Annotated in this window: 18 protein-coding genes; 10 read left to right on the forward strand and 8 right to left on the reverse strand. The window is 69.8% G+C overall.

What is annotated here, in order from left to right; translation table 11 throughout:
* The coding region (locus GAS53_RS16890; RefSeq protein ID WP_151478522.1) for a glycerophosphodiester phosphodiesterase at window positions 1-842 on the reverse strand (842 nt) is incomplete at its 3' end.
* Window positions 843-1,119: 277 nt separating this feature from the next.
* Here GAS53_RS16890 and GAS53_RS16895 point away from each other — a divergent pair.
* From GAS53_RS16895 to GAS53_RS16925, 7 genes are all read left to right on the forward strand, one after another.
* A complete protein-coding gene (locus tag GAS53_RS16895) occupies window positions 1,120-1,983 on the forward strand; it encodes an MHYT domain-containing protein (protein WP_151478425.1) in 864 nt (287 codons plus the stop codon).
* 40 nt (window positions 1,984-2,023) lie between these two features.
* On the forward strand, window positions 2,024-4,162 hold the full coding sequence (gene uvrB, locus GAS53_RS16900) for an excinuclease ABC subunit UvrB (protein WP_151478426.1): 2,139 nt from the start codon (window positions 2,024-2,026) through the stop codon (window positions 4,160-4,162).
* A 140-nt stretch (window positions 4,163-4,302) separates the two neighbouring features.
* On the forward strand, window positions 4,303-4,881 hold the full coding sequence (locus tag GAS53_RS16905) for a TerD family protein (protein WP_151478427.1): 579 nt from the start codon (window positions 4,303-4,305) through the stop codon (window positions 4,879-4,881).
* A 45-nt stretch (window positions 4,882-4,926) separates the two neighbouring features.
* Window positions 4,927-6,972, forward strand: a complete 2,046-nt coding sequence (locus GAS53_RS16910; RefSeq protein ID WP_151478428.1) for a TerD family protein — start codon at window positions 4,927-4,929, stop codon at window positions 6,970-6,972.
* Between the two features lie 288 nt (window positions 6,973-7,260).
* A complete protein-coding gene (locus GAS53_RS16915) occupies window positions 7,261-8,238 on the forward strand; it encodes a TerC family protein (protein WP_151478429.1) in 978 nt (325 codons plus the stop codon).
* Between the two features lie 128 nt (window positions 8,239-8,366).
* Window positions 8,367-8,672: a DUF1330 domain-containing protein gene (locus GAS53_RS16920; protein WP_151478430.1), complete on the forward strand. Its 306-nt coding sequence runs from the start codon at window positions 8,367-8,369 to the stop codon at window positions 8,670-8,672.
* 105 nt (window positions 8,673-8,777) lie between these two features.
* Window positions 8,778-9,878: a calcium:proton antiporter gene (locus tag GAS53_RS16925; protein WP_151478431.1), complete on the forward strand. Its 1,101-nt coding sequence runs from the start codon at window positions 8,778-8,780 to the stop codon at window positions 9,876-9,878.
* Window positions 9,879-10,016: 138 nt separating this feature from the next.
* Here GAS53_RS16925 and GAS53_RS16930 read toward each other — a convergent pair whose 3' ends face one another.
* Window positions 10,017-11,321, reverse strand: a complete 1,305-nt coding sequence (locus GAS53_RS16930) for an MFS transporter (RefSeq protein ID WP_151478432.1) — start codon at window positions 11,319-11,321, stop codon at window positions 10,017-10,019.
* A 60-nt stretch (window positions 11,322-11,381) separates the two neighbouring features.
* A complete protein-coding gene (locus GAS53_RS16935) occupies window positions 11,382-12,425 on the reverse strand; it encodes a S66 family peptidase (protein WP_151478433.1) in 1,044 nt (347 codons plus the stop codon).
* A 102-nt stretch (window positions 12,426-12,527) separates the two neighbouring features.
* Here GAS53_RS16935 and aroQ point away from each other — a divergent pair, with 102 nt between their 5' ends.
* Window positions 12,528-13,001, forward strand: coding sequence for a type II 3-dehydroquinate dehydratase (gene aroQ, locus GAS53_RS16940; protein WP_151478434.1), 474 nt, complete (start codon window positions 12,528-12,530; stop codon window positions 12,999-13,001).
* A gap of 406 nt (window positions 13,002-13,407) precedes the next feature.
* On the opposite strand, the gene GAS53_RS16945 is transcribed toward aroQ, so the two are convergent.
* Complete coding sequence (locus GAS53_RS16945) at window positions 13,408-14,064, reverse strand: MBL fold metallo-hydrolase (RefSeq protein WP_151478435.1); 657 nt, start codon at window positions 14,062-14,064, stop codon at window positions 13,408-13,410.
* Window positions 14,065-14,074: 10 nt separating this feature from the next.
* Window positions 14,075-14,797: a maleylpyruvate isomerase family mycothiol-dependent enzyme gene (locus GAS53_RS16950; protein WP_151478436.1), complete on the reverse strand. Its 723-nt coding sequence runs from the start codon at window positions 14,795-14,797 to the stop codon at window positions 14,075-14,077.
* Window positions 14,798-15,020: 223 nt separating this feature from the next.
* On the opposite strand from GAS53_RS16950, the gene uvrA reads away from it, so the two are divergent.
* Entirely contained in the window at window positions 15,021-18,065 is a 3,045-nt protein-coding gene (uvrA, locus tag GAS53_RS16955) for an excinuclease ABC subunit UvrA (protein ID WP_151478437.1), read from the forward strand.
* A 166-nt stretch (window positions 18,066-18,231) separates the two neighbouring features.
* Here the strand turns inward: uvrA and GAS53_RS16960 are convergent, their stop codons facing one another.
* Complete coding sequence (locus tag GAS53_RS16960) at window positions 18,232-18,804, reverse strand: YceI family protein (RefSeq protein WP_151478438.1); 573 nt, start codon at window positions 18,802-18,804, stop codon at window positions 18,232-18,234.
* Window positions 18,805-18,905: 101 nt separating this feature from the next.
* Between GAS53_RS16960 and GAS53_RS16965 the strand changes: the two genes are divergently transcribed.
* Window positions 18,906-19,760, forward strand: coding sequence for a helix-turn-helix domain-containing protein (locus GAS53_RS16965; protein ID WP_151478439.1), 855 nt, complete (start codon window positions 18,906-18,908; stop codon window positions 19,758-19,760).
* Window positions 19,761-19,821: 61 nt separating this feature from the next.
* Here GAS53_RS16965 and GAS53_RS16970 read toward each other — a convergent pair whose 3' ends face one another.
* Window positions 19,822-20,733, reverse strand: a complete 912-nt coding sequence (locus tag GAS53_RS16970; protein ID WP_151478440.1) for a carbohydrate kinase family protein — start codon at window positions 20,731-20,733, stop codon at window positions 19,822-19,824.
* Window positions 20,730-21,779, reverse strand: coding sequence for a LacI family DNA-binding transcriptional regulator (locus GAS53_RS16975; RefSeq protein WP_151478441.1), 1,050 nt, complete (start codon window positions 21,777-21,779; stop codon window positions 20,730-20,732). Before GAS53_RS16975 ends, GAS53_RS16970 begins: the two co-directional genes overlap by 4 nt.
* Window positions 21,780-21,811: the final 32 nt, after the last annotated feature.

Here is a 21,811-nt window from a genome sequence, read left to right on the forward strand (position 1 = left end):
GGCTTGTTCGTGATGACGCCGTCCACCCCGAAGTCCGCGACGCGCCGCGTGCCCTCCGCGGTGTCGACGGTCCACGTGAAGATCTCCAGCGGCTCGCCGTGCGGTCCCTCGAACGCGTGGATCGCGGCGACGTAACCGAGGGAGATGGTCGTGTGCGACGAGTTGATCTGGTCGGCGAACTGCGCGTACGCGGGCAGTTCCGCGACCGATGGTGTGCCCAGGAAGCCCGTCTTGATGTCGGGCCGCAGCGCGTGCACCGTCCGTACGGAGTCCGCGCTGAAGCTCTGGATGACCAGCTTGCTCCGCACGTGGGCCGGGCCCAGCCAGCCCTCGTTGCTGAGGACCTTGAGGGTCTCCCGCTCGATGCCCGGGTAGAGCGCGGGGTTCTTGATCTCCAGGACGAGTTTCTGGTGGTTTCGTGAAACCCGGTTCATGTACTGCTCCAGCGTGGGCACGCGCGCGCCCGCGTAGCGCGGGCTGAACCAGCTGCCCGCGTCGAGGCGCGCGATCTCCGCCGCGGTGAAGTCCTTGACCTTCCAGGGGGCCCGCTCGGGGAAGACCTCCTCGACGTTGGTCGTGCGGGTCAGGCTGTCGTCGTGGATCACCACGAGCTCGCCGTCCTTGGTGCGCTGGACGTCGTTCTCGACCCAGCGGAATCCGAGGTCGGCCGCCTTGTCGACGGCGGCCAGCGTGTTCTCGGGGGCGTAGGCCGAGGCGCCGCGGTGGGCGATGACCAGAGGCTCGTCGGTGTCGGGTGCGGCGTGGGCGGCGGGGACGGGGAGAACAGCGATGGCGGCTCCCAGGAGCGCGGTGGTCGTGGCGGCGGCAGCGCGCGCGTGCATGCGTACTCCTTGCGTCTGGGTTCACGGACCGTCCCAGAGTGACAGCAGAGGGTCAACAGTAGGGGGGTGCAGGATGGCCACAGATTGAATGGAGTTGCCCAAGGCCGCTCACGTGTGCCGCACAACTACGGCAAGGCCGTGATTCTTTGCCGGAAAATCGTTCGACCGTTCCGGGGCGAGTCATACTCTCTGCGTCAACCCCGGCGGCCGTGGCGGTCCTGGGACGGGGGCAATTCACAAAATTCCGGGACGCAACAGGGCGGAAGGGCAACCGCGCATGCAGGGCACGGTCGACGGATTCAGCTACGGGCTCGTCACGCCGCTGGTGGCGTACCTGATGGCCTGCCTCGGCGGAGCGCTGGGCCTGCGCTGCACCACGAGATCGATGCTCGTCACCCGCTCCTGGCGGCCGGGCTGGCTCGCGCTCGGCGCGACGGCGATCGGCTCCGGCATCTGGACCATGCACTTCATCGCGATGATGGGGTTCTCCGTTCAGGGAACCCCGATCCATTACGACAAACTGACGACGTTCGCGAGCCTCGGCGTAGCGATCGTCATGGTCGGCATCGGGATCTTCATCGTCGGCTACAAGGGAGCCTCCGGAACAGCCCTGTTCACCGGGGGCACCATCACCGGCCTCGGCATCGCCTCGATGCACTACCTGGGCATGGCCGGAATGCGACTCAACGGAAAGCTCGAGTACAACACCTTCACCGTCGCCGCTTCGGTCGTCATAGCCGTCGTCGCCGCGATCGCGGCGCTATGGGCGGCGGGACAGGTCCGGGGTTTCCTGTGGAGCGTGGGCGCGAGTCTCGTCATGGGCCTCGCCGTCAGCGGCATGCACTACACGGGTATGGCCGCCCTCAGCGTTCATCTGCACGGTGCCGCCAGCGACCCCGCAGGGGAGTCGCCCGCGGCCCTTCTGGCCCCCCTGATGATCGGCCCTCTCGCCTTCCTGCTGCTGGCCGGCGTCGTCGTGATGTTCGACCCGTTGATGGTCATGGGCAAGCCCGACTGGAGCTCCGTCGAGCAGAAGCCCGGCATACCGGCCCACACGGTCCGCCACACCGGCCGCCGGCCGGCGGCCGGTCCGCGCCGGCGCTCCCGGCACCCCGGCTCCCGCACCCCGCAGAGGTGGTGATCCCGCCCCGTTGTCAGTGCGGGGTCGTACGGTGGATTCCATGCGGCCCGTATCCAAGATCGAACGCACGGTGGCGCCCTTCGAGGTCGTCAGCCCCTACCAGCCCAGCGGCGACCAGCCCGCTGCCATCGCCGAGCTCGAGCGGCGCATCCGGGCAGGTGAGAAGGATGTCGTCCTCCTCGGTGCAACCGGCACCGGCAAGTCCGCCACCACCGCGTGGATGATCGAGAAGCTCCAGCGCCCCACCCTCGTCATGGCGCCGAACAAGACGCTGGCCGCCCAGCTGGCCAACGAATTCCGCGAGCTGCTGCCGAACAACGCCGTCGAGTACTTCGTCTCGTACTACGACTACTACCAGCCCGAGGCGTACGTCCCTCAGTCGGACACCTACATCGAGAAGGACTCCTCGATCAACGAGGAGGTGGAGCGCCTGCGCCACTCCGCCACCAACTCGCTGCTCACCCGCCGAGACGTCGTCGTGGTCGCCTCGGTCTCCTGCATCTACGGTCTCGGTACTCCGCAGGAGTACGTGGACCGCATGGTCCCGCTCAAGGTCGGCGACGAGATCGACCGCGACGACCTGCTGCGCCGCTTTGTGGACATCCAGTACACGCGCAACGACATGGCCTTCGCGCGCGGCACGTTCCGCGTCCGCGGCGACACCATCGAGATCTTCCCGGTCTACGAGGAGCTGGCCGTCCGCATCGAGATGTTCGGCGACGAGATCGAGGCGCTCTCCACGCTGCACCCGCTCACCGGCGAGATCATCAGCGAGGACCAGCATCTGTACGTCTTCCCGGCCTCCCACTACGTCGCGGGACCCGAGCGCATGGAGCGGGCCGTCAACGACATCGAGAAGGAGCTCGGGGAGCGCCTCTCCGAGCTGGAGAAGCAGGGCAAGCTCCTGGAGGCCCAGCGGCTGCGGATGCGCACGACGTACGACCTGGAGATGCTCCGCCAGATCGGCTCCTGCTCCGGCGTGGAGAACTACTCGATGCACTTCGACGGCCGCGAGCCCGGCTCCCCGCCGAACACACTCCTCGACTACTTCCCGGACGACTTCCTGCTCGTCATCGACGAGTCGCACGTCACCGTCCCGCAGATCGGTGCCATGTACGAGGGCGACGCCTCCCGCAAGCGCACCCTCGTCGACCACGGCTTCCGGCTGCCCTCCGCGCTGGACAACCGCCCCCTGAAGTGGGAGGAGTTCCAGGGGCGCATCGGCCAGGCCGTCTACCTGTCCGCGACCCCGGGCAAGTACGAGCTCTCGCGTGGGGACGGCTTCGTCGAGCAGATCATCCGCCCCACCGGCCTCGTCGACCCCGAGGTCGTCGTCAAGCCCACCGAGGGCCAGATCGACGACCTGGTGCACGAGATCCGCAAGCGGACCGAGAAGGACGAGCGCGTCCTGGTCACCACCCTCACCAAGAAGATGGCCGAGGACCTCACCGACTACTTCCTCGAACTGGGCATCCAGGTCCGCTATCTGCACAGCGACGTCGACACCCTGCGCCGTGTCGAGCTGCTGCGCGAGCTGCGCGCCGGCGAGTTCGACGTCCTCGTCGGCATCAACCTCCTCAGGGAGGGCCTCGACCTGCCCGAGGTCTCCCTGGTGGCGATCCTCGACGCCGACAAGGAGGGCTTCCTGCGCTCCGGCACCTCACTGATCCAGACCATCGGCCGCGCGGCGCGCAACGTGTCCGGTCAGGTCCACATGTACGCCGACAAGATCACCCCAGGCATGGAGAAGGCCATCGAGGAGACCAACCGCCGCCGGGAGAAGCAGGTCGCTTACAACAAGGAGCGGGGCCTCGATCCGCAGCCCCTCCGCAAGAAGATCAACGACATCGTGGCGCAGATCGCCCGCGAGGACGTCGACACGGAGCAGCTGCTCGGCTCGGGCTACCGCCAGTCGAAGGACGGCAAGGGCGCCAAGGCCCCCGTGCCCGCGCTCGGCTCGAAGGCCGCCCAGGGGGCCAAGTCCGCCAAGGGCAAGGCCAAGGAGACCGTGCCGACCGACCGCCCCTCGGCCGAACTCGCCGGGCAGATCGAGGAGATGACGGAGCGGATGCGCGCGGCCGCCGCGGACCTGCAGTTCGAGATCGCCGCCAGGTTGCGTGACGAGGTCTCGGAGATGAAGAAGGAGCTGCGGCAGATGAAGGAAGCCGGTATCGCCTGACACCCGGGATGGCGCACTGTGTTGCAAGACCGACACAAAGTGTGCACCAGGGTTCGGCGCTGTCAGTGGCCCTGCGTAGGGTTGCTGGTCAACCGCAGGATTCTGCGGCAACAGGGGACAGTCCGAGAGGGGAACAGCGCGTGACGGTCAACATGACCAAGGGTCAGGCCATCAGTCTGCAGAAGAACGACGGAGGCACGCTGACCGCGGTGCGCATGGGGCTCGGCTGGCAGGCAGCCCCGCGACGTGGCCTGTTCGGCTCTCGCACCAGGGAGATCGACCTTGACGCGTCCGCCGTGCTGTTCGCGGACAAGCAGCCGGTCGACGTGGTGTTCTTCCGTCACCTCGTCAGTGACGACGGCTCCGTGCGGCACACCGGTGACAACCTCGTCGGCGGTGTGGGCCAGGGCGGCGACGACGAGGCGATCCTCGTCGACCTTGCGCGCATCCCGGTCCACATCGACCAGATCGTCTTCACCGTGAACTCGTTCACGGGCCAGACGTTCCAGGAGGTGCAGGACGCTTTCTGCCGCCTGGTCGACGAGACCAACGGCCAGGAGCTGGCCCGCTACACCCTGGCAGGCGGCGGTCAGTACACGGCGCAGATCATGGCGAAGGTCCACCGTGCGGGCACGGGCTGGCAGATGACCGCGCTCGGTACGCCGGCCAACGGCCGTACCTTCCAGGACCTGATGCCGGCGATCCTGCCGCACCTGTAGACAGCCAGGCACCCGGCGCACGAGTACATAGGGGGAACGAAGGCGATGACGGCTGAGCTGGTCCGTGGGCAGAACCATCCGCTCACCCAGGCCCGACTCGAGATCCGGGTGTCGGCCGGTAAACCGGTCGTGGCCGGGGCCACGCTCAGCGACGAGCAGGGCAAGGTGCACGGTGTCGAGTGGGTGGCCCACCCGGGCTCACCCACTCTGCCCGGCCTCGAGGTGTCCAAGCAGGCGGCGGCCGACCACCGCCTTGCCTGCGACCTGGACGCCCTGCCCGAGACGGTGCACCGGGTCAGTGTGCTGCTCGCGCTGCCGTCGGGGGGCGGCGGTCCGGTTCGGTTCGGCGCCGTCGCCGCGCCCTTCGTCGCGGTCACCGGACTCGACGGCTCCGAGGTCGCCAGCTACACGATCACGGGCCTCGACGCCGAGTCGGCCGTAGTCGCACTCGAGCTCTACCGCAGGCAGGACGCCTGGAAGGTGCGCGCCGTAGGCCAGGGATACGCGGGCGGCCTGGCCGAACTCCTCGCCGACCAGGGCCTCCCCCAGGCCCACCAGCTCGCCGGCAGCATCAACGAGGCGGTCGCCCAGGGCCTCGCGCGTTCGGTGGCCGCACCCCCGCCGCGGACGGCCGAGGGCGACCGCTCGCGGCACGCCGCGACACCCGCACGCGGCCAGGACCAGGGCGAAGCCACGCCCCAGGGCGCCCCCGGTCACGTCTCACCGCAGCACGGACACCAGGGCGGGCAGCAGGGATCCACGGCGTCCGGCACTCCCGGGCACGGGACGCCGCAGGCCGGCTACCCCGGAGGACCCGCGCAGTCGGACCCGTCGGCTGTCACACAGCCCGCCGCGTCCGGAGCCGGCGGCCCCGTCAACTACAGCCACCCCGGCCGGCAGGCCGCCGCGCCCCCGCCGCCCCCGCCGACCGCGCCCCCGGCCCGGCCCGGACAGCCCGCGCAGCCCGTCGCGGGCGACGCCACCGGCTGGTCCATGGAGGAGCGCCTCTACAACCAGGTGTGGGGCATGTTCGAGGACCTGGCCCGCACCACGGCGGCGTACCGCAGCGCGGTCGACTTCGCCGAATCGCGCCTGGAGCAGGAGCTCGACAAGGTCCTGTCCGACCCGCGCAGCCGCATCGGCGGACAGGGCGACGCCGCACGCGAGGCGGCCCGCGCCAAGCACGGCCAGTTGATCGACCGGGCCAGGGAGGCGCTCGACCGCGACCTCGCGCAGCTCACCGCCGAGGCCGAGGTCGTCGAGCCCGCGCTGCCGGCCGCCTTCGCACGCTGGGACAGCCCCGTCTGGCAGGGCTATCGGGTACCGATGGAGATCCCCATGGCCCTGCGCCTCGGCGACCTCCACCTGCCCGAGAGCGCCGGCGTCAGCATTCCGATGCTGGTACGGCTGCCGCTGGAGCGCGGCCTGTGGATCGACAGCGGCCGCGCCGCATCCCTCGATGCTTCACTCACCGACTCCGACGAACTGCGCCGCCTCGCCATGGACACGGCGGTGGCGCACGCGGCCCGGCTGCTCGCCGTCTATCCGGCGGGCGAGTACACAGTGCATGTCATCGACCCGGCGGGCTCCGGCGCCTCGGCGCTCGCGCCGCTCGTGCAGACCGGGGTACTGAGCGGCCCGCCCGCCACCGGTGCGGCGGGTGTGAACGAGGTACTGGCCCGGCTCACGCAGCGCGTCGACCTGGTGCAGATGGCGATACGCGGCGGCGCCGCCGACTCGCTGCCGCCCGACCTCGACACAGCCGAGCAGCTGCTGATCGTCAATGACTTCCCGCACGGTTTTGACGACCGGGCCGTGACCCAGCTGCGCTACCTCGCGGACGAGGGACCGGCCGTCGGCGTCCATCTCATGATGGTCGCCGACCGGGAGGACGCCGCCGCCTACGGACCGCTGCTCGACCCGCTGTGGCGCTCGCTGCTCCGGCTCACCCCGGTGCCCGACGATCACCTTGCCGACCCGTGGGTCGGGCACGCGTGGACCTACGATCCCTCGCGCGTACCGCCCGGCAGCCAGGTGCTCCAGCACGTCCTCACCCAGGTCGCGGCAGCCCGCCGCTCCTGGAACCGCTGAGCGCTCCCGCGCACTGCACCAAGAGTTCGCCAAGTCCCCTGACCAGGGGATTTGGTCTTTCCTTTGCCAATCCCTTTACCTTTCCTTGGTGATTGGGGTACTGTCGTCCGTACGGAGGGGAGTACTCCCTACCTGCTGCGGCGTGCCCGTCAATACGGATCCGGCCAGATCCCGGGGCGTCGGCCCGAAGCGCACCAGGCGCATCACGCGCCCCAGGACGCATCGGGTGGAAGAGACCTCCGGTAGCGACGACGCTGAAATCTGCCGTTACGTACTGCCGGAGGCGCAGTGGATGTTTCCCTGACCCTGTGGGTCCTGACGATCGTGGGCCTCGCCGCCCTCATCGCGGTCGACTTCTTCATCGGCCGCAAGCCGCACGACGTATCGATCAAGGAAGCTGGAATCTGGACGGTCGTCTGGATCGTCCTGGCCGGGCTGTTCGGCCTCGGACTGCTCGTCTTCTCCGGAGGTCAGCCCGCCGGAGAGTTCTTCGCTGGCTTCATCACCGAGAAATCGCTGAGCGTCGACAACCTCTTCGTCTTCGTCCTGATCATGGCGAAGTTCGCGGTGCCGACGCAGTACCAGCAGCGAGTGCTCCTCGTCGGTGTGCTCATAGCCCTCGTCCTGCGCGCGATCTTCATCGCCGCGGGTGCCGCGATCATCGCGAGCTTCGCGTGGGTCTTCTACATCTTCGGCGCGTTCCTCATCTACACCGCCTGGAAGCTGATCCAGGAGGCCCGGGCCGACGCGGACGACGAGGAGTACGAGGAGAACCGGCTGCTCAAGGCCGCCGAGCACCGCTTCGGTGTTGCCGACCGCTACCACGGCACCAAGCTGTGGATCCAGCAGAACGGCAAGCGGGTCATGACGCCGATGCTGGTGGTCATGCTCGCGATCGGCTCCACGGACGTGCTCTTCGCGCTCGACTCGATCCCCGCGATCTTCGGTCTGACGCAGGACCCGTACATCGTCTTCACGGCCAACGCGTTCGCGCTGATGGGTCTGCGGCAGCTGTACTTCCTGATCGGCGGACTCCTCAAGAAGCTGGTCCACCTCAGCTACGGCCTGTCGGTCATCCTCGGCTTCATCGGCGTCAAGCTGGTGCTGCACGCGCTGCACGAGTCCGGCGTCCACGTCCCGGAGATCTCCATCCCGGTCTCCCTCGGCGTGATCTGCGCGGTCCTCGTGGTCACCACGATCACCAGCCTGATGGCTTCCAAGAAGCAGGCGGCCGAAGAGGCTCCGAAGGACAGCATCGACGTCTGACCGCGTCGGACGTAGACACAACCAGCATCGGGAGCGCTGCCCGGCGAATTGCCGAGTACCGCTCCCGGTGCTTGCTTGTGTGCTGAGCGCTCCCCGGCCCGGGGGCGCCTGGCCGGGTGGAGGCACCCATGAAGTTCGTGCAGATCATCGACTTCGAGACCGAGCGCATGGACGAGATGCGGGAACTGATCCAGGAGGCCGAGAAGCGCGCCGCCGGCCGCAGCGGCGGCGGCCCCACGCACCGCATGGTCCTGCAGGACCGGAACAGGTCCGATCGCTACCTCGTCGTCATCGAGTTCGAGTCGTACGAGGACGCCATGCGCAACAGCAATGACCCCGAGACGACCAAGATGGCGGAGAAGCTGGCCGCGCTGTGTACCAGGCCGCCGTCGTTCACCGACTGCGACGTACGCGAGATGAGCGAGCTCAAGTAGGGCTTCGGCGCCCGCAACGGCCGAAGCCGGCCCGGTCGACGCCGTCCCCCGAGGGCCCCGTGCCACCGGAGTGCGGAGCCCGCACGGGCCTGCGACGATCGCTGCATGATCGTTCGGCTCCGGTCACCCGTCGTGCGGTGGACGGCCGTCGTGCCCGCGATCGCGGTCGTCCTGCTGGCCTTCACCTGGGGCCGCGATCTGCCCGGCGTCGTCGTCGCCCTGGTGACGCTGGTGCTCGCCGGGGCCGTGCTGGCCGCTGTCCACCACGCCGAGGTGGTCGCGCACCGGGTCGGTGAACCCTTCGGCTCGCTGGTCCTCGCCGTCGCCGTCACGATCATCGAGGTCGCACTGATCGTCACTCTCATGGCGGACGGCGGCGACAAGGGCTCCACGCTCGCCCGTGACACCGTCTTCGCCGCCGTGATGATCACCTGCAACGGCATCGTCGGCCTGAGCCTCCTCGTCGCCTCCCTCCGTCACGGCCTCGCCGTCTTCAACGCGGAGGGCACCGGCGCCGCCCTCGCGACGGTCGCGACCCTGGCCACGCTCAGCCTGGTACTGCCGACCTTCACCACCAGCAAACCGGGCCCCGAGTTCTCCACGGCCCAGCTCGCCTTCGCCGCCGTCTCCTCGCTCGTCCTGTACGGGCTGTTCGTGGCCACCCAGACCGTGCGGCACCGCGACTACTTCCTGCCGATCACCCGGCAGGGCGAGGTGATCGACGCGGACGACCACGCCGACGCCCCCTCCTCCAGGAGCGCGGCGATCAGCCTGGGCCTCCTCGGCCTGGCCCTCGTCGGCGTGGTCGGCCTCGCCAAGGGGGTGTCGCCCACCATCGAGTCCGGGGTGGAGGCGGCCGGGATGCCGCACTCCGTGGTCGGCGTGGTCATCGCCCTGCTCGTCCTGCTCCCCGAGAGCATCGCCGCGCTGCGCTCGGCCCGCCGCGACCGGGTGCAGACCAGCCTCAACCTCGCCCTCGGCTCGGCGATGGCCAGCATCGGCCTGACCATCCCCGCCGTGGCCGTCGCGTCCATCTGGCTCTCCGGCCCGCTCGTGCTCGGCCTCGGCGCAACCCACATGGTGCTGCTCGCGCTGACCGTGGTGGTCAGCTCCCTCACAGTGGTCCCCGGCCGGGCGACCCCGCTTCAGGGCGGTGTTCATCTGGTGCTGTTCGCGGCGTACTTGGAGCTGGCGATCAACCCTTAGGAGACACGCATTTCTGTACCAGTCCACTCCGTGGCCGACGCACTGTTGCAGCCCTCGCACTCCACAGGGCCCGCGTAAACGCTTACGCAAGCGTTTACGCCCGCCCCTCGCCCCACCTCACCTCGTGGCCGACTCCGTTCACCCCGGGGCCGGCTCTGTCGCCACCACCCCCACCGGCCGTGTCTCCGGCAGTAGCGCGAAGCACCCCAGGCTCAGCAGCGCGATGCCCGTCAGATACGCGGCCACGCCCCAGGGGACCCGCCCGCTCTGCTCGGCGACCGCCGTCGCCACGATCGGGGTGAGCGCGCCCCCGAGCACGCCGCCCAGGTTGTAGCCCACCGCGGCACCCGTGCAGCGCACCCGCGGCTCGTACAGCTCCGGCAGATACGCGGCGATCACGGCGAACATCGTGACGAACGCGATCAGCGCCACCAGGAAGCCGAGGAACATCAGCAGGGGCTCGCCCGTCGACAGCAGCGCGATCATCGGGAACATCCACAGTGCGCTGGCCGCGCAGCCCGCCAGACACAGCGGCCGACGTCCGTAGCGGTCGCTTAGGACCGCCGCCAGAGGAGTCAGCGCGCCCTTCACCACGACGGCCGCCATGATGCAGGCCAGCATGACGGTGCGGCTCACCCCGAGCCGCTCGGTCGCGTAGGCGAGGGACCAGGTCGTCACGGCGTAGAACACCGCGTATCCGATCGCGAGCGCCCCGGCCGTCAGCAGCACGAGCCGCCAGTGGTCGCGCACCACCTCGGCGAGCGGCACGCGCGCGTGCTCCCGCAGTTCGAGGAACTGCGGGCTCTCCGTGAGGGAGGAACGCAGCCACAGTCCGGCCGCCGCGAGTACGCCCGCCGCCCAGAACGGCACCCGCCATCCCCAGCTCGCGAACTGCGCGTCGGAGAGCGTCGCCGACAGCACCAGCATTACGCCGTTGGCGAGGACGAACCCCAGCGCGGGCCCGATCTGCGGGAAGCTCGACCACAGCCCGCGCCGACCGGCCGGCGCGTGCTCCGCGGTCAGCAGCACCGCACCGCCCCACTCCCCGCCGAGCCCGAGCCCCTGCAGAAAACGCAGCACAAGGAGCAGTACGGGAGCGGCCGTACCGATGGAGTCGTACGTCGGTACGCAGCCGACCGCGACGGTCGCGGCGCCGGTCAGCATCAAGGAGACGACGAGCACGGGCCGCCGTCCGTGCCGGTCCCCGATGTGCCCGAACAGGACCGAGCCCAGTGGCCGCGCCACGAACCCGACCCCGAAGGTCCCGAAGGCCGCCAGCGTCCCCGCCACCGGTGAGAACGTGGGGAAGAACAGAGGGCCCAGGACGAGCGCGGCGGCTGTCCCGTAGACGAAGAAGTCGTAGAACTCGATGGCCGTCCCGGCGAGCGAGGCGGCCGCGAGCCGCAGCATGGAAGGGGCCTTTACTGTGCGTGCACGGTGCATGCCGCGTCAACTACCCACGGTCACCGCGGGTTACGGGGGCGCGCGGGCGCCCGGTCGTCCTCAGTACGTCACCGTGATGCGCCGGGCAGGACCGTCGACCCGAATCACGCCTCCATAGGGGAGGACGATTTGCGGGTCGGTGTGCCCGAGGTCCACATCGAAGACGATCGTGGTGTCGGGGGCATACGCCCGCATGGCGCGCAGCACGGCCTCACGCTGGTCCGCGGCGTAACGGGCACCCTCTTCAGGGCTGTTGGGGCGCTCGAAGAACCAGGTCTTGGCACGGCCCATCAGGAGCGCGGAGAAGCGCTGGAGCAGCCCGCGCTCGCCCATGCTCCGCAGGATGCGGAAGACTTCCTCACTGCTCGGCATCTCCTCCGAGGTCTCCAGGAAGAGTACGCCGCCGTCGTGGACGGAGTCGTCCGGGATCTCACGGTCGGCCATCAGCAGCCAGGCCACAATCTCCAGGCAGCCGCCCCAACTGCGGCCCTCCACCGCCCGGTCGGGGTTGACCCAGGTCCACCCGGTGCCGGGCCGGGTCTCCGGTTCCGACTCGAAGGTCGCCGGGTCCGCCCACTCGCGGTCGACGTCGCGCCATCGCTCGGCCGGACGCAGTTCGTACTCGCCCGAGGTGAAGAGAGCCGCTCGCACGGATTCGGCGGTCAGCGGGTCCATGGCGCCGGGGCGGCCCAACTCGGTCATCACGCTCGCACCGTGGTAGCCGACGATTCCGCTGTTCGACAGGTAGGCGAGGAGGTTCGTATTGTCGCTGAACCCGAAGAACGGCTTCGGGTTGGCGCGGATCAACTCCCTGTCCAGGTACGGCAGTACGGTGATCTGGTCGTCGCCGCCGATCGACGCGATGACCGCCTTGATGTCCGGGTCCGCGAACGCGGCGTGGATGTCGTCGGCCCGCTCCTGAGGCGTCGAGCCCATCTTCCGGGTCGCCGGATACTCGACCGGTTCGAGGCCGTACTCCTTGCGCAGCCGCTCCAGGCCCAGCTCGTACGGGAGCGGAAGGAGTCCCGGCAGCGCGGTGGACGGCGAGACCACGGCTATCCGGTCGCCGGGTACGGGTTTGGGCGGATACGCGGGCGTCGTCATGCCAGGAGGGTAGAGGCCGTCCCGGTGTCAGCGCACCGTGATAAACCGGGTCTGAGCAGCGGTCCTGAACGGGCCGACGCAGCCGACCGGACCGGAGGAACCGTGCCCCGCACCCTCGCCAACGCCCCGATCATGATTCTCAACGGCCCCAACCTGAACCTCCTGGGGCAGCGCCAGCCGGAGATCTACGGCTCCGACACCCTCGCCGACGTCGAGGCGATGTGCGCCAAGGCGGCGGCCGCGCACGGCGGCACGGTGGACTTCCGCCAGTCCAACCACGAGGGCGAGCTGGTCGACTGGATCCACGAGGCACGCCTCAACCACTCAGGGATCGTGATCAACCCGGGTGCCTACTCGCACACCTCCGTCGCGATCCTGGACGCGCTCAACACCTGCGACGGCCTGCCGGTGTTGGAGGTCCACATCTCCAACATCCACAAGCGGGAGGAGTTCCGGCACCACTCGTACGTCTCGCTCCGCGCCGACGGCGTGATCGCGGGCTGCGGTGTGCAGGGATATGTGTTCGGGGTGGAGCGGGTCGCGGCGCTCGCGGGCACGGGGCAGGCGGAGGCCTGACAGCCGATCCGAGTACTCGGCCGCCTTCGTGAGGCGCCGACAGCGCGCCATGTGTGCCGGGGCCGGGAGCGGCGGCCGGGGCGGTGGCCGCCGGACGTCGGCCACCGCTGCCAGGGCGGGGCCGCCGACCGAGGGCGGGGATCGAAAGGCCGGCGGCCCGTCCGCTCAGGAGCCGTCATCCTGTGCGGGACCGCATCCAGTTGACCGCGCGCCCCCCATGCGCCGGGAGCGCGCGCGGGGCATGGGCGCGTGCGCTCGGTTCACACGGGGCGCGCGACGGCGCGCGCGGTCGCTGATCCCGCACACGAGATCGGACGCCTCACCAACACCCGCCGGGCGTCGAGCGGTTCGCCAACTCCCGCCCGGCGTCAGGCGGTTCGCCGACTCGCTTCCGGCGCCGGCCGGTTCACCAGCCCCGCGCGTGCCACTCCGGCAGATGCGGCCGCTCCGCGCCCAGCGTCGTGTCGTTGCCGTGTCCCGGGTAGACCCAGGTCTCGTCCGGCAGTACGCCGAAGATCTTCGTCTCGACATCGTGGATCAGACTGGCGAACGCCTTCGGATCCTTACGTGTGTTGCCCACACCGCCCGGGAAGAGGCAGTCACCCGTGAACACATGAGGGTGCCCGTGCGGGTCGTCGTAGACCAGAGCGATCGAGCCGGGCGTGTGCCCCACCAGATGGCGCGCGGTCAGCTCCACGCGCCCCACCCGGATCGTGTCGCCGTCGTCGACCGGGACATCGGTGGGTACGGGAATGCCCCCGGCGTCGTCACGCCCCGCGTACGTACGCGCGCCCGTGGCCGCCACGACCTCCGCGAGCGCCTGCCAGTGGTCGCCGTGCTGATGCGTGGTGACCACGGACGCGATGCCGTCGTCACCGATCAGCGTGAGCAGCGTGCCGGCGTCGTTGGCCGCGTCGATCAGCAGCTGCTCGTCCGTGGCCCGGCAGCGCAGCAGATAGGCGTTGTTGTCCATCGGGCCGACCGCGACCTTGGAGATCATCAGGTCCCGCAGCTCATGCACATCCGCAGCGCCGCCGACCTTCACCGCTCCGCTGTACGTCATGTCGCTCAGCCTATAGCGGGGGGAGGGCGGGAAGCAGGCCGCCGTCGACGCGCAGCGTGGTCCCGTCGCGGCGGCCCGCGAGCCAGCCGAGCAGGTCGGGCGCGGGGCCGCTCACGGTCACCTCGCGGTGACCTTCGGCGCCTGCCGCTCCTTCCGGACCGCCGCCTCCGGAGTCGCGCCCCGTGCTCCACGCGCGCGTGCCGTCCGTGACGCGCGTGTGCGGCACCTCGGGGTGCCCGTGGAAGCGGGCCGCGAGGAAGGCGATCTCCCGCTCCACGAACTCCTCCGGCAGGTCCTCCAGCTCGTATCCGATCCCCAGATCCACGTGATGCAGCTCGACCTCGACCCACCGCCGGAAGGGCACCCGGGACGCGGTATCCGTGACTCCGTTGCGCAGCTCCACCGTGCGGGACCAGTCCGCGGGCGCGGCCCCGGCCTCCTGGAAGCGGGCGGCGCTTTCGCGCAGGTCGGTGAGCTGCGTCTCCAGGGGCCTGGGGGCGTCCCGCTCGATGTCGGTGTCCCGGGCGTCTCCGGAGACGTACATCGGGCGCCCTTCGAGGACGTTCACGAGAGCGTCCGCGTTGCGGGCGAGGTGGGCGAGGACATGGCCGCGGCTCCAGCCGGGCAGTCGTGACGGCTCGGCCACAGATTGGTTGTCCAGTTTGGCGACTGCGGTGAGCAGCCGCTCGGTCGCGTCACGTACAGACGCCAGGTCGCGCACATGATCGTTCATGGGTCCGACGATAGCGGCGCCACACGTACGGGTGAAGGTGGCGGACCACCCCCGCAAATCGAATGCGCGTGCTATATGGTCAGGTGCGGCGTCAGGCATTCTTGGGGGTCCGGGATTGTTACCAACAAGGGAAACCAGACCGGCGCTGTCAGTGGCTCCCCCTAGTCTGAAAAAGACGGGGGCCTCGCCCCTGTCACTTCTCTCAAGAAAGGTGCGGACCGGCGTGGCCGACCGTCTCATCGTCCGTGGAGCGCGCGAGCACAATCTAAAGAATGTCTCGCTCGACCTCCCGCGCGACTCGCTCATCGTTTTCACGGGCCTGTCGGGGTCGGGCAAGTCCTCGCTGGCCTTCGACACGATCTTCGCCGAAGGACAGCGGCGCTACGTGGAGTCGCTCTCCTCGTACGCCCGGCAGTTCCTCGGCCAGATGGACAAGCCGGACGTCGACTTCATCGAAGGCCTCTCCCCGGCGGTCTCCATCGACCAGAAGTCGACCTCGCGCAATCCGCGCTCGACGGTCGGCACCATCACCGAGGTCTACGACTATCTGCGTCTGCTCTTCGCGCGCATCGGCAAGCCGCACTGCCCCGAGTGCGGCCGCCCCATCACGCGCCAGTCGCCGCAGGCCATCGTCGACAAGGTCCTGGAGCTGCCGGAGGGGAGCCGCTTCCAGGTCCTGTCGCCGCTGGTGCGCGAGCGCAAGGGCGAGTTCGTCGACCTCTTCGCCGATCTCCAGACCAAGGGGTACAGCCGGGCCCGGGTCGACGGCGAGACGATCCAGCTCACCGACCCGCCCACGCTGAAGAAGCAGGAAAAACACACCATCGAGGTGGTCGTCGACCGCCTCACGGTCAAGGAGGGCGCCAAGCGCCGCCTGACCGACTCCGTGGAGACCGCCCTCGGCCTCTCCGGCGGCATGGTGGTCCTCGACTTCGTCGACCTCCCCGCCGACGACCCCGAGCGCGAGCGCATGTACTCGGAGCACCTGTACTGCGCGTACGACGACCTGTCCTTCGAAGAGCTGGAGCCCCGCTCCTTCTCCTTCAACTCGCCCTTCGGCGCCTGTCCGGAGTGCTCGGGTATCGGCACGCGCATGGAGGTCGACTCCGAGCTGATCGTCCCGGACGAGGAGAAGTCCCTCGACGAGGGCGCCATCCACCCCTGGTCGCACGGACACACCAAGGACTACTTCGGGCGCCTCATCGGAGCCCTCGCGGACGCGTTGGGATTCCGGACCGACATCCCGTTCGCCGGTCTCCCGCAGAGAGCCAGGAAGGCCCTCCTCTACGGGCACAAGACGCAGATCGAGGTCCGCTACCGCAACCGCTACGGCAGAGAGCGCGTGTACACCACGCCCTTCGAAGGGGCCGTCCCCTTCGTGAAGCGGCGGCACGGCGAGGCCGAGAGCGACGCCAGCCGCGAGCGCTTCGAGGGCTACATGCGAGAGGTGCCCTGCCCCACCTGTGAGGGCACCCGCCTCAAGCCGGTCGTCCTCGCGGTCACGGTCATGGAGAAGTCGATCGCCGAGGTCTCCGCCATGTCCATCAGCGACTGCGCGGACTTCCTGGGCGAGCTGAGGCTCGACGCACGCGACAAGAAGATCGCCGAGCGCGTACTGAAGGAGGTCAACGAACGGCTGCGGTTCCTGGTCGACGTCGGCCTGGACTACCTGTCGCTGAACCGCGCGGCGGGCACCCTCTCCGGCGGCGAGGCCCAGCGCATCCGCCTCGCGACCCAGATCGGATCGGGCCTCGTGGGCGTGCTGTACGTCCTCGACGAGCCCTCCATCGGCCTGCACCAGCGCGACAACCACCGCCTCATCGAGACCCTGGTCCGGCTGCGGGACATGGGCAACACGCTCATCGTCGTCGAGCACGACGAGGACACCATCAAGACCGCCGACTGGATCGTCGACATCGGCCCCGGCGCGGGCGAGCACGGCGGCAAGGTCGTGCACAGTGGCTCCCTGAAGGAGCTGCTCGACAACGACGAGTCGCGGACGGGTCAGTACCTGTCCGGCAAGAAATCCATCCCGCTGCCCGACATCCGGCGCCCGCGCGACCCGTCCCGGCAGCTCACGGTGCACGGCGCCCGGGAGAACAACCTGCAGGACATCGACGTGTCGTTCCCCCTGGGCGTCCTCACGGCCGTCACGGGCGTCTCGGGCTCCGGCAAGTCGACGCTGGTCAACGACATCCTGTACACGCACCTGGCCCGTGAGCTGAACGGCGCCAGGAGCGTCCCCGGCAGGCACACGCGCGTGGACGGCGACGACCTCGTCGACAAGGTCGTGCACGTCGACCAGTCGCCCATCGGCCGCACCCCCCGGTCGAACCCGGCGACGTACACCGGCGTCTTCGACCATGTTCGCAAGCTGTTCGCCGAGACGACCGAGGCGAAGGTCCGCGGCTACCAGCCGGGCCGCTTCTCCTTCAATGTCAAGGGCGGCCGCTGCGAGAACTGCTCCGGCGACGGCACGATCAAGATCGAGATGAACTTCCTCCCGGACGTGTACGTCCCGTGCGAGGTCTGCCACGGAGCGCGCTACAACCGGGAGACCCTGGACGTCCACTACAAGGGCAAGTCCATCGCCGACGTCCTGAACATGCCGATCGAGGAAGCCATGCACTTCTTCGAGGCCGTCCCGGCGATCTCCCGCCACCTCAGGACGCTGCACGACGTCGGCCTCGGCTATGTCCGCCTCGGCCAGGCCGCGACCACCCTGTCCGGTGGCGAGGCCCAGCGGGTGAAGCTCGCCAGCGAGCTTCAGAAGCGGTCCACCGGACGCACGGTCTACGTCCTCGACGAGCCGACCACCGGCCTGCACTTCGAGGACATCAGCAAGCTCCTCACCGTGCTGTCCGGCCTGGTCGACAAGGGCAACACGGTCATCGTCATCGAGCACAACCTCGACGTCATCAAGGTCGCCGACTGGGTCGTCGACATGGGTCCCGAGGGCGGCGCCGGCGGTGGCCTCGTCATCGCTGAGGGCTCGCCCGAGGAGATCGCCGGGGTTCCGGCCAGCCACACGGGCAAGTTCCTGCGTGAGGTCCTGGGCGCCGAGCGCGTCAGCGACGCCTCGCAGGTGAAGGCCCCGCGCGGGACGGTCGCCAAGAAGGCGGTGGCCGCCAAGTCGACGGCGAAGAAGACGGCGACGGCCAGGACCACCACGGCCAAGGCCGCCAACAACTCGGCCACCAAGAAGGCGTCCGCGGTCACGAAGAAGGCGACCCCGGCAAAGAAGACGACGCGGGCCCGCAAGGCCTGAGACGGGTTCGTACGCGTAAAGCCCGAGACGGGTTCGTACGCGTACGGAAGCCCCGCACGGCAGGCGGCCCAGCCTCGGCACCCTGCCGGGCGGCACCGCCCCGTACGTCACGCACAACGCGCCGTGCCCCACGGGAACTCCCCGTGGGGCACGGCGCGTTGCAAAGTCAGCCGCCCTGCCCCTGCGGCTCGACGAACTGCATGTCCAGCTGAATCTTGACGACGTCACCGAGCATCCCGCCGCCGAAGTCCAGACCGTAGTCGCTGCGCCGGATCTCGCCGGTCGCCTCGAAACCGGCGTGGTTGCGGTTGTCGACGACGGATTCCACCACGCCGCCGAACTCCACGGCGAGCGTCACCACCCGCGTCACCCCGCCGATGGTCAACTCGCCCTCCATCGACCACTCCTCGTCCTTCCCGAAGACGCGAGTGGACCGATAGGTCATCGTCGGGCGGCTCGCCACGTCGAGCAGCTCGGGGGAGATGGTGTGTGCGTCACGGTCGGCGTTGCCGGTGTCGATGGAGGCCAGATCGATCTCGGCGCTCACCCTGACGTCGTCGGCCGACTCACCCACGTACAGCTCCGCCTTCACATCCCTGAAGCGGCCCCGCACCTTGGCGATGCCGAGATGCCGGATGGTGAAGTTCACGGCGGAGTGGAAGGGGTCGAGCTCCCAGTCGCCGGGGAGCAGTGGCAGAGCGGAAGTGGTCGCAGCGGTCGGGGAGTTGTCGTTTGTCATGGGCCCCACTGTGTGAGAGATGCCGGACGCGAGGGAGACCGGGCTGAGACTGGTAGTGACAGGGCCACGATCCGATGCTCCTGCGTTGGTACGTTCAGAGGGTGAGCGACAACGAGTTGGGCACCTTCCTGCGCACGCGCCGCGAGGCGGTCACTCCCGCCGAGGTGGGGCTGCCCACCGGGCCCCGCCGTCGCACGCCGGGGCTGCGCCGCGCCGAACTGGCCACGCTGGCCGGGATCAGCGTCGAGTACCTCACCCGGCTCGAACAGGGCCGCGACCGCAATCCGTCACCCCAGGTGCTCGGCGCCGTGGCGGACGCGCTGCGGCTGGCCGTGCCCGACCGAATCCTGCTGCGCCGCCTGTCGAAGGAGTCGGGTGACGACGCCGTGCTGTGCTCGGCGGGGATGGCGCCGAGCCGCACGGTGCGCCCCACCACGCGTGCCCTGCTGGACCGGCTGGAGCCCACCGCCGCCGTGCTGCTGAACTGGCTCGGCGATGTCCTCGCGTACACGAGCGGCTATCAGCGGATCGTGGCACCCCTGGGGCTGCTCGACGGTGTGCACCCCAGCACCATCCGGTACGTGTTCATCGACGAGCGGGCGCGAGCCGCCTTTCCGGACTGGGACCGCATGGCCGACGAACAGATCGCTGTCCTCAAGCACGAGGCTCCGAGCAGCGACCCTTATGTGGCCGCGCTGGCCGACGAGTTGACGATCACCGCCGGAGCCGTGTTCGCCGACCGGCTGGCCGCCGCACCCGTCATGCCCCGGCGGACCGGGGCCGAGCGCATCGCCCACCCCGAAGCCGGCCCGCTGCGCCTCGCCTACGAGACGCTCGCCCTGCCGGACGACGGCCAGCGCCTGGTCGTCTATCTGCCCGCCGACGACGCAACCGCCTCCGCGCTCGACCGCCTCAACGGCCGTCAGCCCGGCGCGCTTCGGGCGGTCAGCGGCTGACGCCGGTATTCGTGAAGGTCGACTCGTAGAGGTCGCCGAATAGGCGAACGGCTCGCGCCCTTCAGAAGGCACCCATCTCATGGGCATACGGCGGTTCCGCGCCCGCCCGCGAGCAGGTGATCGCCGCGGCCCGGGCGGCGAACCGCAGCAACTCGTCCCAGCCGTCCGCGCCCAGGTCCGCCAGCGCCGCCCCGGACAGCGCGTCGCGGGCGGCGAGGCCGTGCAGCAGCGCGGCGTTCACCGTGTCGCCCGCGCCGATCGTGTCCACCACGTCGACCGGTTCGCCCGGCACGGCGTACTCCGCGCCGTCACGGGTGAAGGCGGTCAGCCCGTCCCCGCCGTGCGTCACGACGACGGCCGAAGGGCCCGAGGCCAGCCACTCGCGCGGAGTGCCGCCGAGCCATCGCGCGTCCTCCTCGGACAGCTTGAGCAGCGACACCGACGGCAGCCAGTTCTTGAACCGGGCCCGGTAGGCGTCCGCGTCCGGGATCAGCACCGAGCGGATGTTCGGGTCGAGCGCGGTGAACACGCCCCGCGCGGACGCGACCCGCATCAGCTCCTCGTACGCGCTCGCGCCCGGCTCGAGAACGAGCGAACAGGTACCGAACGACACCGCCCTTGTCCCGTCCGGGAGTTGGGAGGGCGCCGAGAACAGCCGGTCCGCCGTGCCCTCGACGTAGAAGGAGTAGGCGGCCGAGCCGTCCGCGCCGATCGACGCGACGGCGAGGGTCGTCGGCTCGGCGCCCCGCTGCACGGACGACACAGCGACGCCCGCCTCGCGCAGCCCGCCGAGCAGGGCCTCGCCGAAGGCGTCGGACGAGATCCGCGAGCAGAAGGCCGCGGGGGAACCGAGCCGCCCCAGCGCCACGGCCGTGTTGTACGGGCCGCCGCCGCGGCGCGGGTCGAGCCCCGCGAGCGCGCCCGCTTCCCTCGGCACCAGGTCGATCAGGGCCTCACCGGCGACGACGATCACGAATCGGATCCTTTCTCGGGGCAACCGCAAGAGGTGCGGTGCACGAAGGCGGAGGGCAGCCGGACGGTACGGGCCTCACGGCCGGGGGAGTCCAGCCGGTCCAGCAGCAGCCGTACGGCCCGGGCCCCGATCTCCTTGCTGGGCTGGGAGATCGCGGTGAGCCTGGGCGAGAAGAGGTCCGCCCAGGAGAAGTCGTCGAAGCAGCACAGTGCCAGGTCGTCCGGCACTGAGAGGCCCTTCTCGCGCACGGCCCGCAGCGCGCCGATGGTCATCGCGTTGTTGGCGGTGACCAGCGCCGTCGGCGGTGCCGGCAGGGACAGCAGCGCGTCGGTGGCGCGCTCGGCACCCGCCGCCTCGGAGTTCCCGGAGACCACGAGACGCTCGTCGTAGGGGAAGCCCGCGTACGCCAGGCCGAGCCGGTAGCCGGAGATCCGCTCGCTCGTCGTGCTGAGCCCCGGCAGGCCCGCGACCAGGCCGATCCTCTTGTGACCGAGCTCGGCGAGATGCCTGACCAGGAGCGCGACGGACTCGGTGTTCTCCGCGCACACCTGGTCGAACACGAAACCGGGCGCCGCGCCGCCGTCGGCCGGGCGGTCGCCGTCGACCAGCCGGTCCAGGAACACCGTCGGTACGTCGTGCCGCCCGAGGTAGCCGAGCAGCTCCTCCGGATGCACGGAGGGCGCGACGATCATGCCGTCCACCCGCCGCTCGTGCAGAAGCTGGACCACCTTGCGCTCATGCGCCGGATCGTCGTGCGGGTCCGCGATCAACAGGCTGTAGCCGCGCTCCAGGGCACCCGCCTCCACGCCCTGCAGGATCTCCGTGAAGTACGGGTTGCTGATCGCCGACACCGCGAGCCCGATCGACCGCGTACGCGAGGTGACCAGGGATCTGGCCAGCGTGTTCGGTGTGTAGCCGAGCTCGTCGATGGCGTCGAGCACGGCCTGGCGCGTGGCCGGCCGCACCGGGCGCGTGTCGTTGAGCACGTGCGACACCGTCGCGACGGATACGCCCGCGCTCCGGGCCACGTCGACCATGGTTGCCATGGGCGAGCTCCCTCCCTCGCCCGTGCCGGGCG

This window comes from Streptomyces albicerus (assembly GCF_008905045.1).
Taxonomy (GTDB): Bacteria; Actinomycetota; Actinomycetes; order Streptomycetales; family Streptomycetaceae; genus Streptomyces; species Streptomyces albicerus.

What these genes read in the sequence shown, in the direction of transcription:
- GAS53_RS16930 (WP_151478432.1), bottom strand. Translation starts at nt 11,321, where the DNA reads ATGCACCGTGCACGCACAGTAAAGGCCCCTTCCATGCTGCGGCTCGCG.
- GAS53_RS16945 (WP_151478435.1), bottom strand. Translation starts at nt 14,064, where the DNA reads ATGACGTACAGCGGAGCGGTGAAGGTCGGCGGCGCTGCGGATGTGCAT.
- GAS53_RS16920 (WP_151478430.1), top strand. Translation starts at nt 8,367, where the DNA reads ATGAAGTTCGTGCAGATCATCGACTTCGAGACCGAGCGCATGGACGAG.
- GAS53_RS16925 (WP_151478431.1), top strand. Translation starts at nt 8,778, where the DNA reads ATGATCGTTCGGCTCCGGTCACCCGTCGTGCGGTGGACGGCCGTCGTG.
- GAS53_RS16935 (WP_151478433.1), bottom strand. Translation starts at nt 12,425, where the DNA reads ATGACGACGCCCGCGTATCCGCCCAAACCCGTACCCGGCGACCGGATA.
- GAS53_RS16975 (WP_151478441.1), bottom strand. Translation starts at nt 21,779, where the DNA reads ATGGCAACCATGGTCGACGTGGCCCGGAGCGCGGGCGTATCCGTCGCG.
- GAS53_RS16950 (WP_151478436.1), bottom strand. Translation starts at nt 14,797, where the DNA reads ATGAACGATCATGTGCGCGACCTGGCGTCTGTACGTGACGCGACCGAG.
- GAS53_RS16910 (WP_151478428.1), top strand. Translation starts at nt 4,927, where the DNA reads ATGACGGCTGAGCTGGTCCGTGGGCAGAACCATCCGCTCACCCAGGCC.
- GAS53_RS16960 (WP_151478438.1), bottom strand. Translation starts at nt 18,804, where the DNA reads ATGACAAACGACAACTCCCCGACCGCTGCGACCACTTCCGCTCTGCCA.
- GAS53_RS16895 (WP_151478425.1), top strand. Translation starts at nt 1,120, where the DNA reads ATGCAGGGCACGGTCGACGGATTCAGCTACGGGCTCGTCACGCCGCTG.
- uvrB (WP_151478426.1), top strand. Translation starts at nt 2,024, where the DNA reads ATGCGGCCCGTATCCAAGATCGAACGCACGGTGGCGCCCTTCGAGGTC.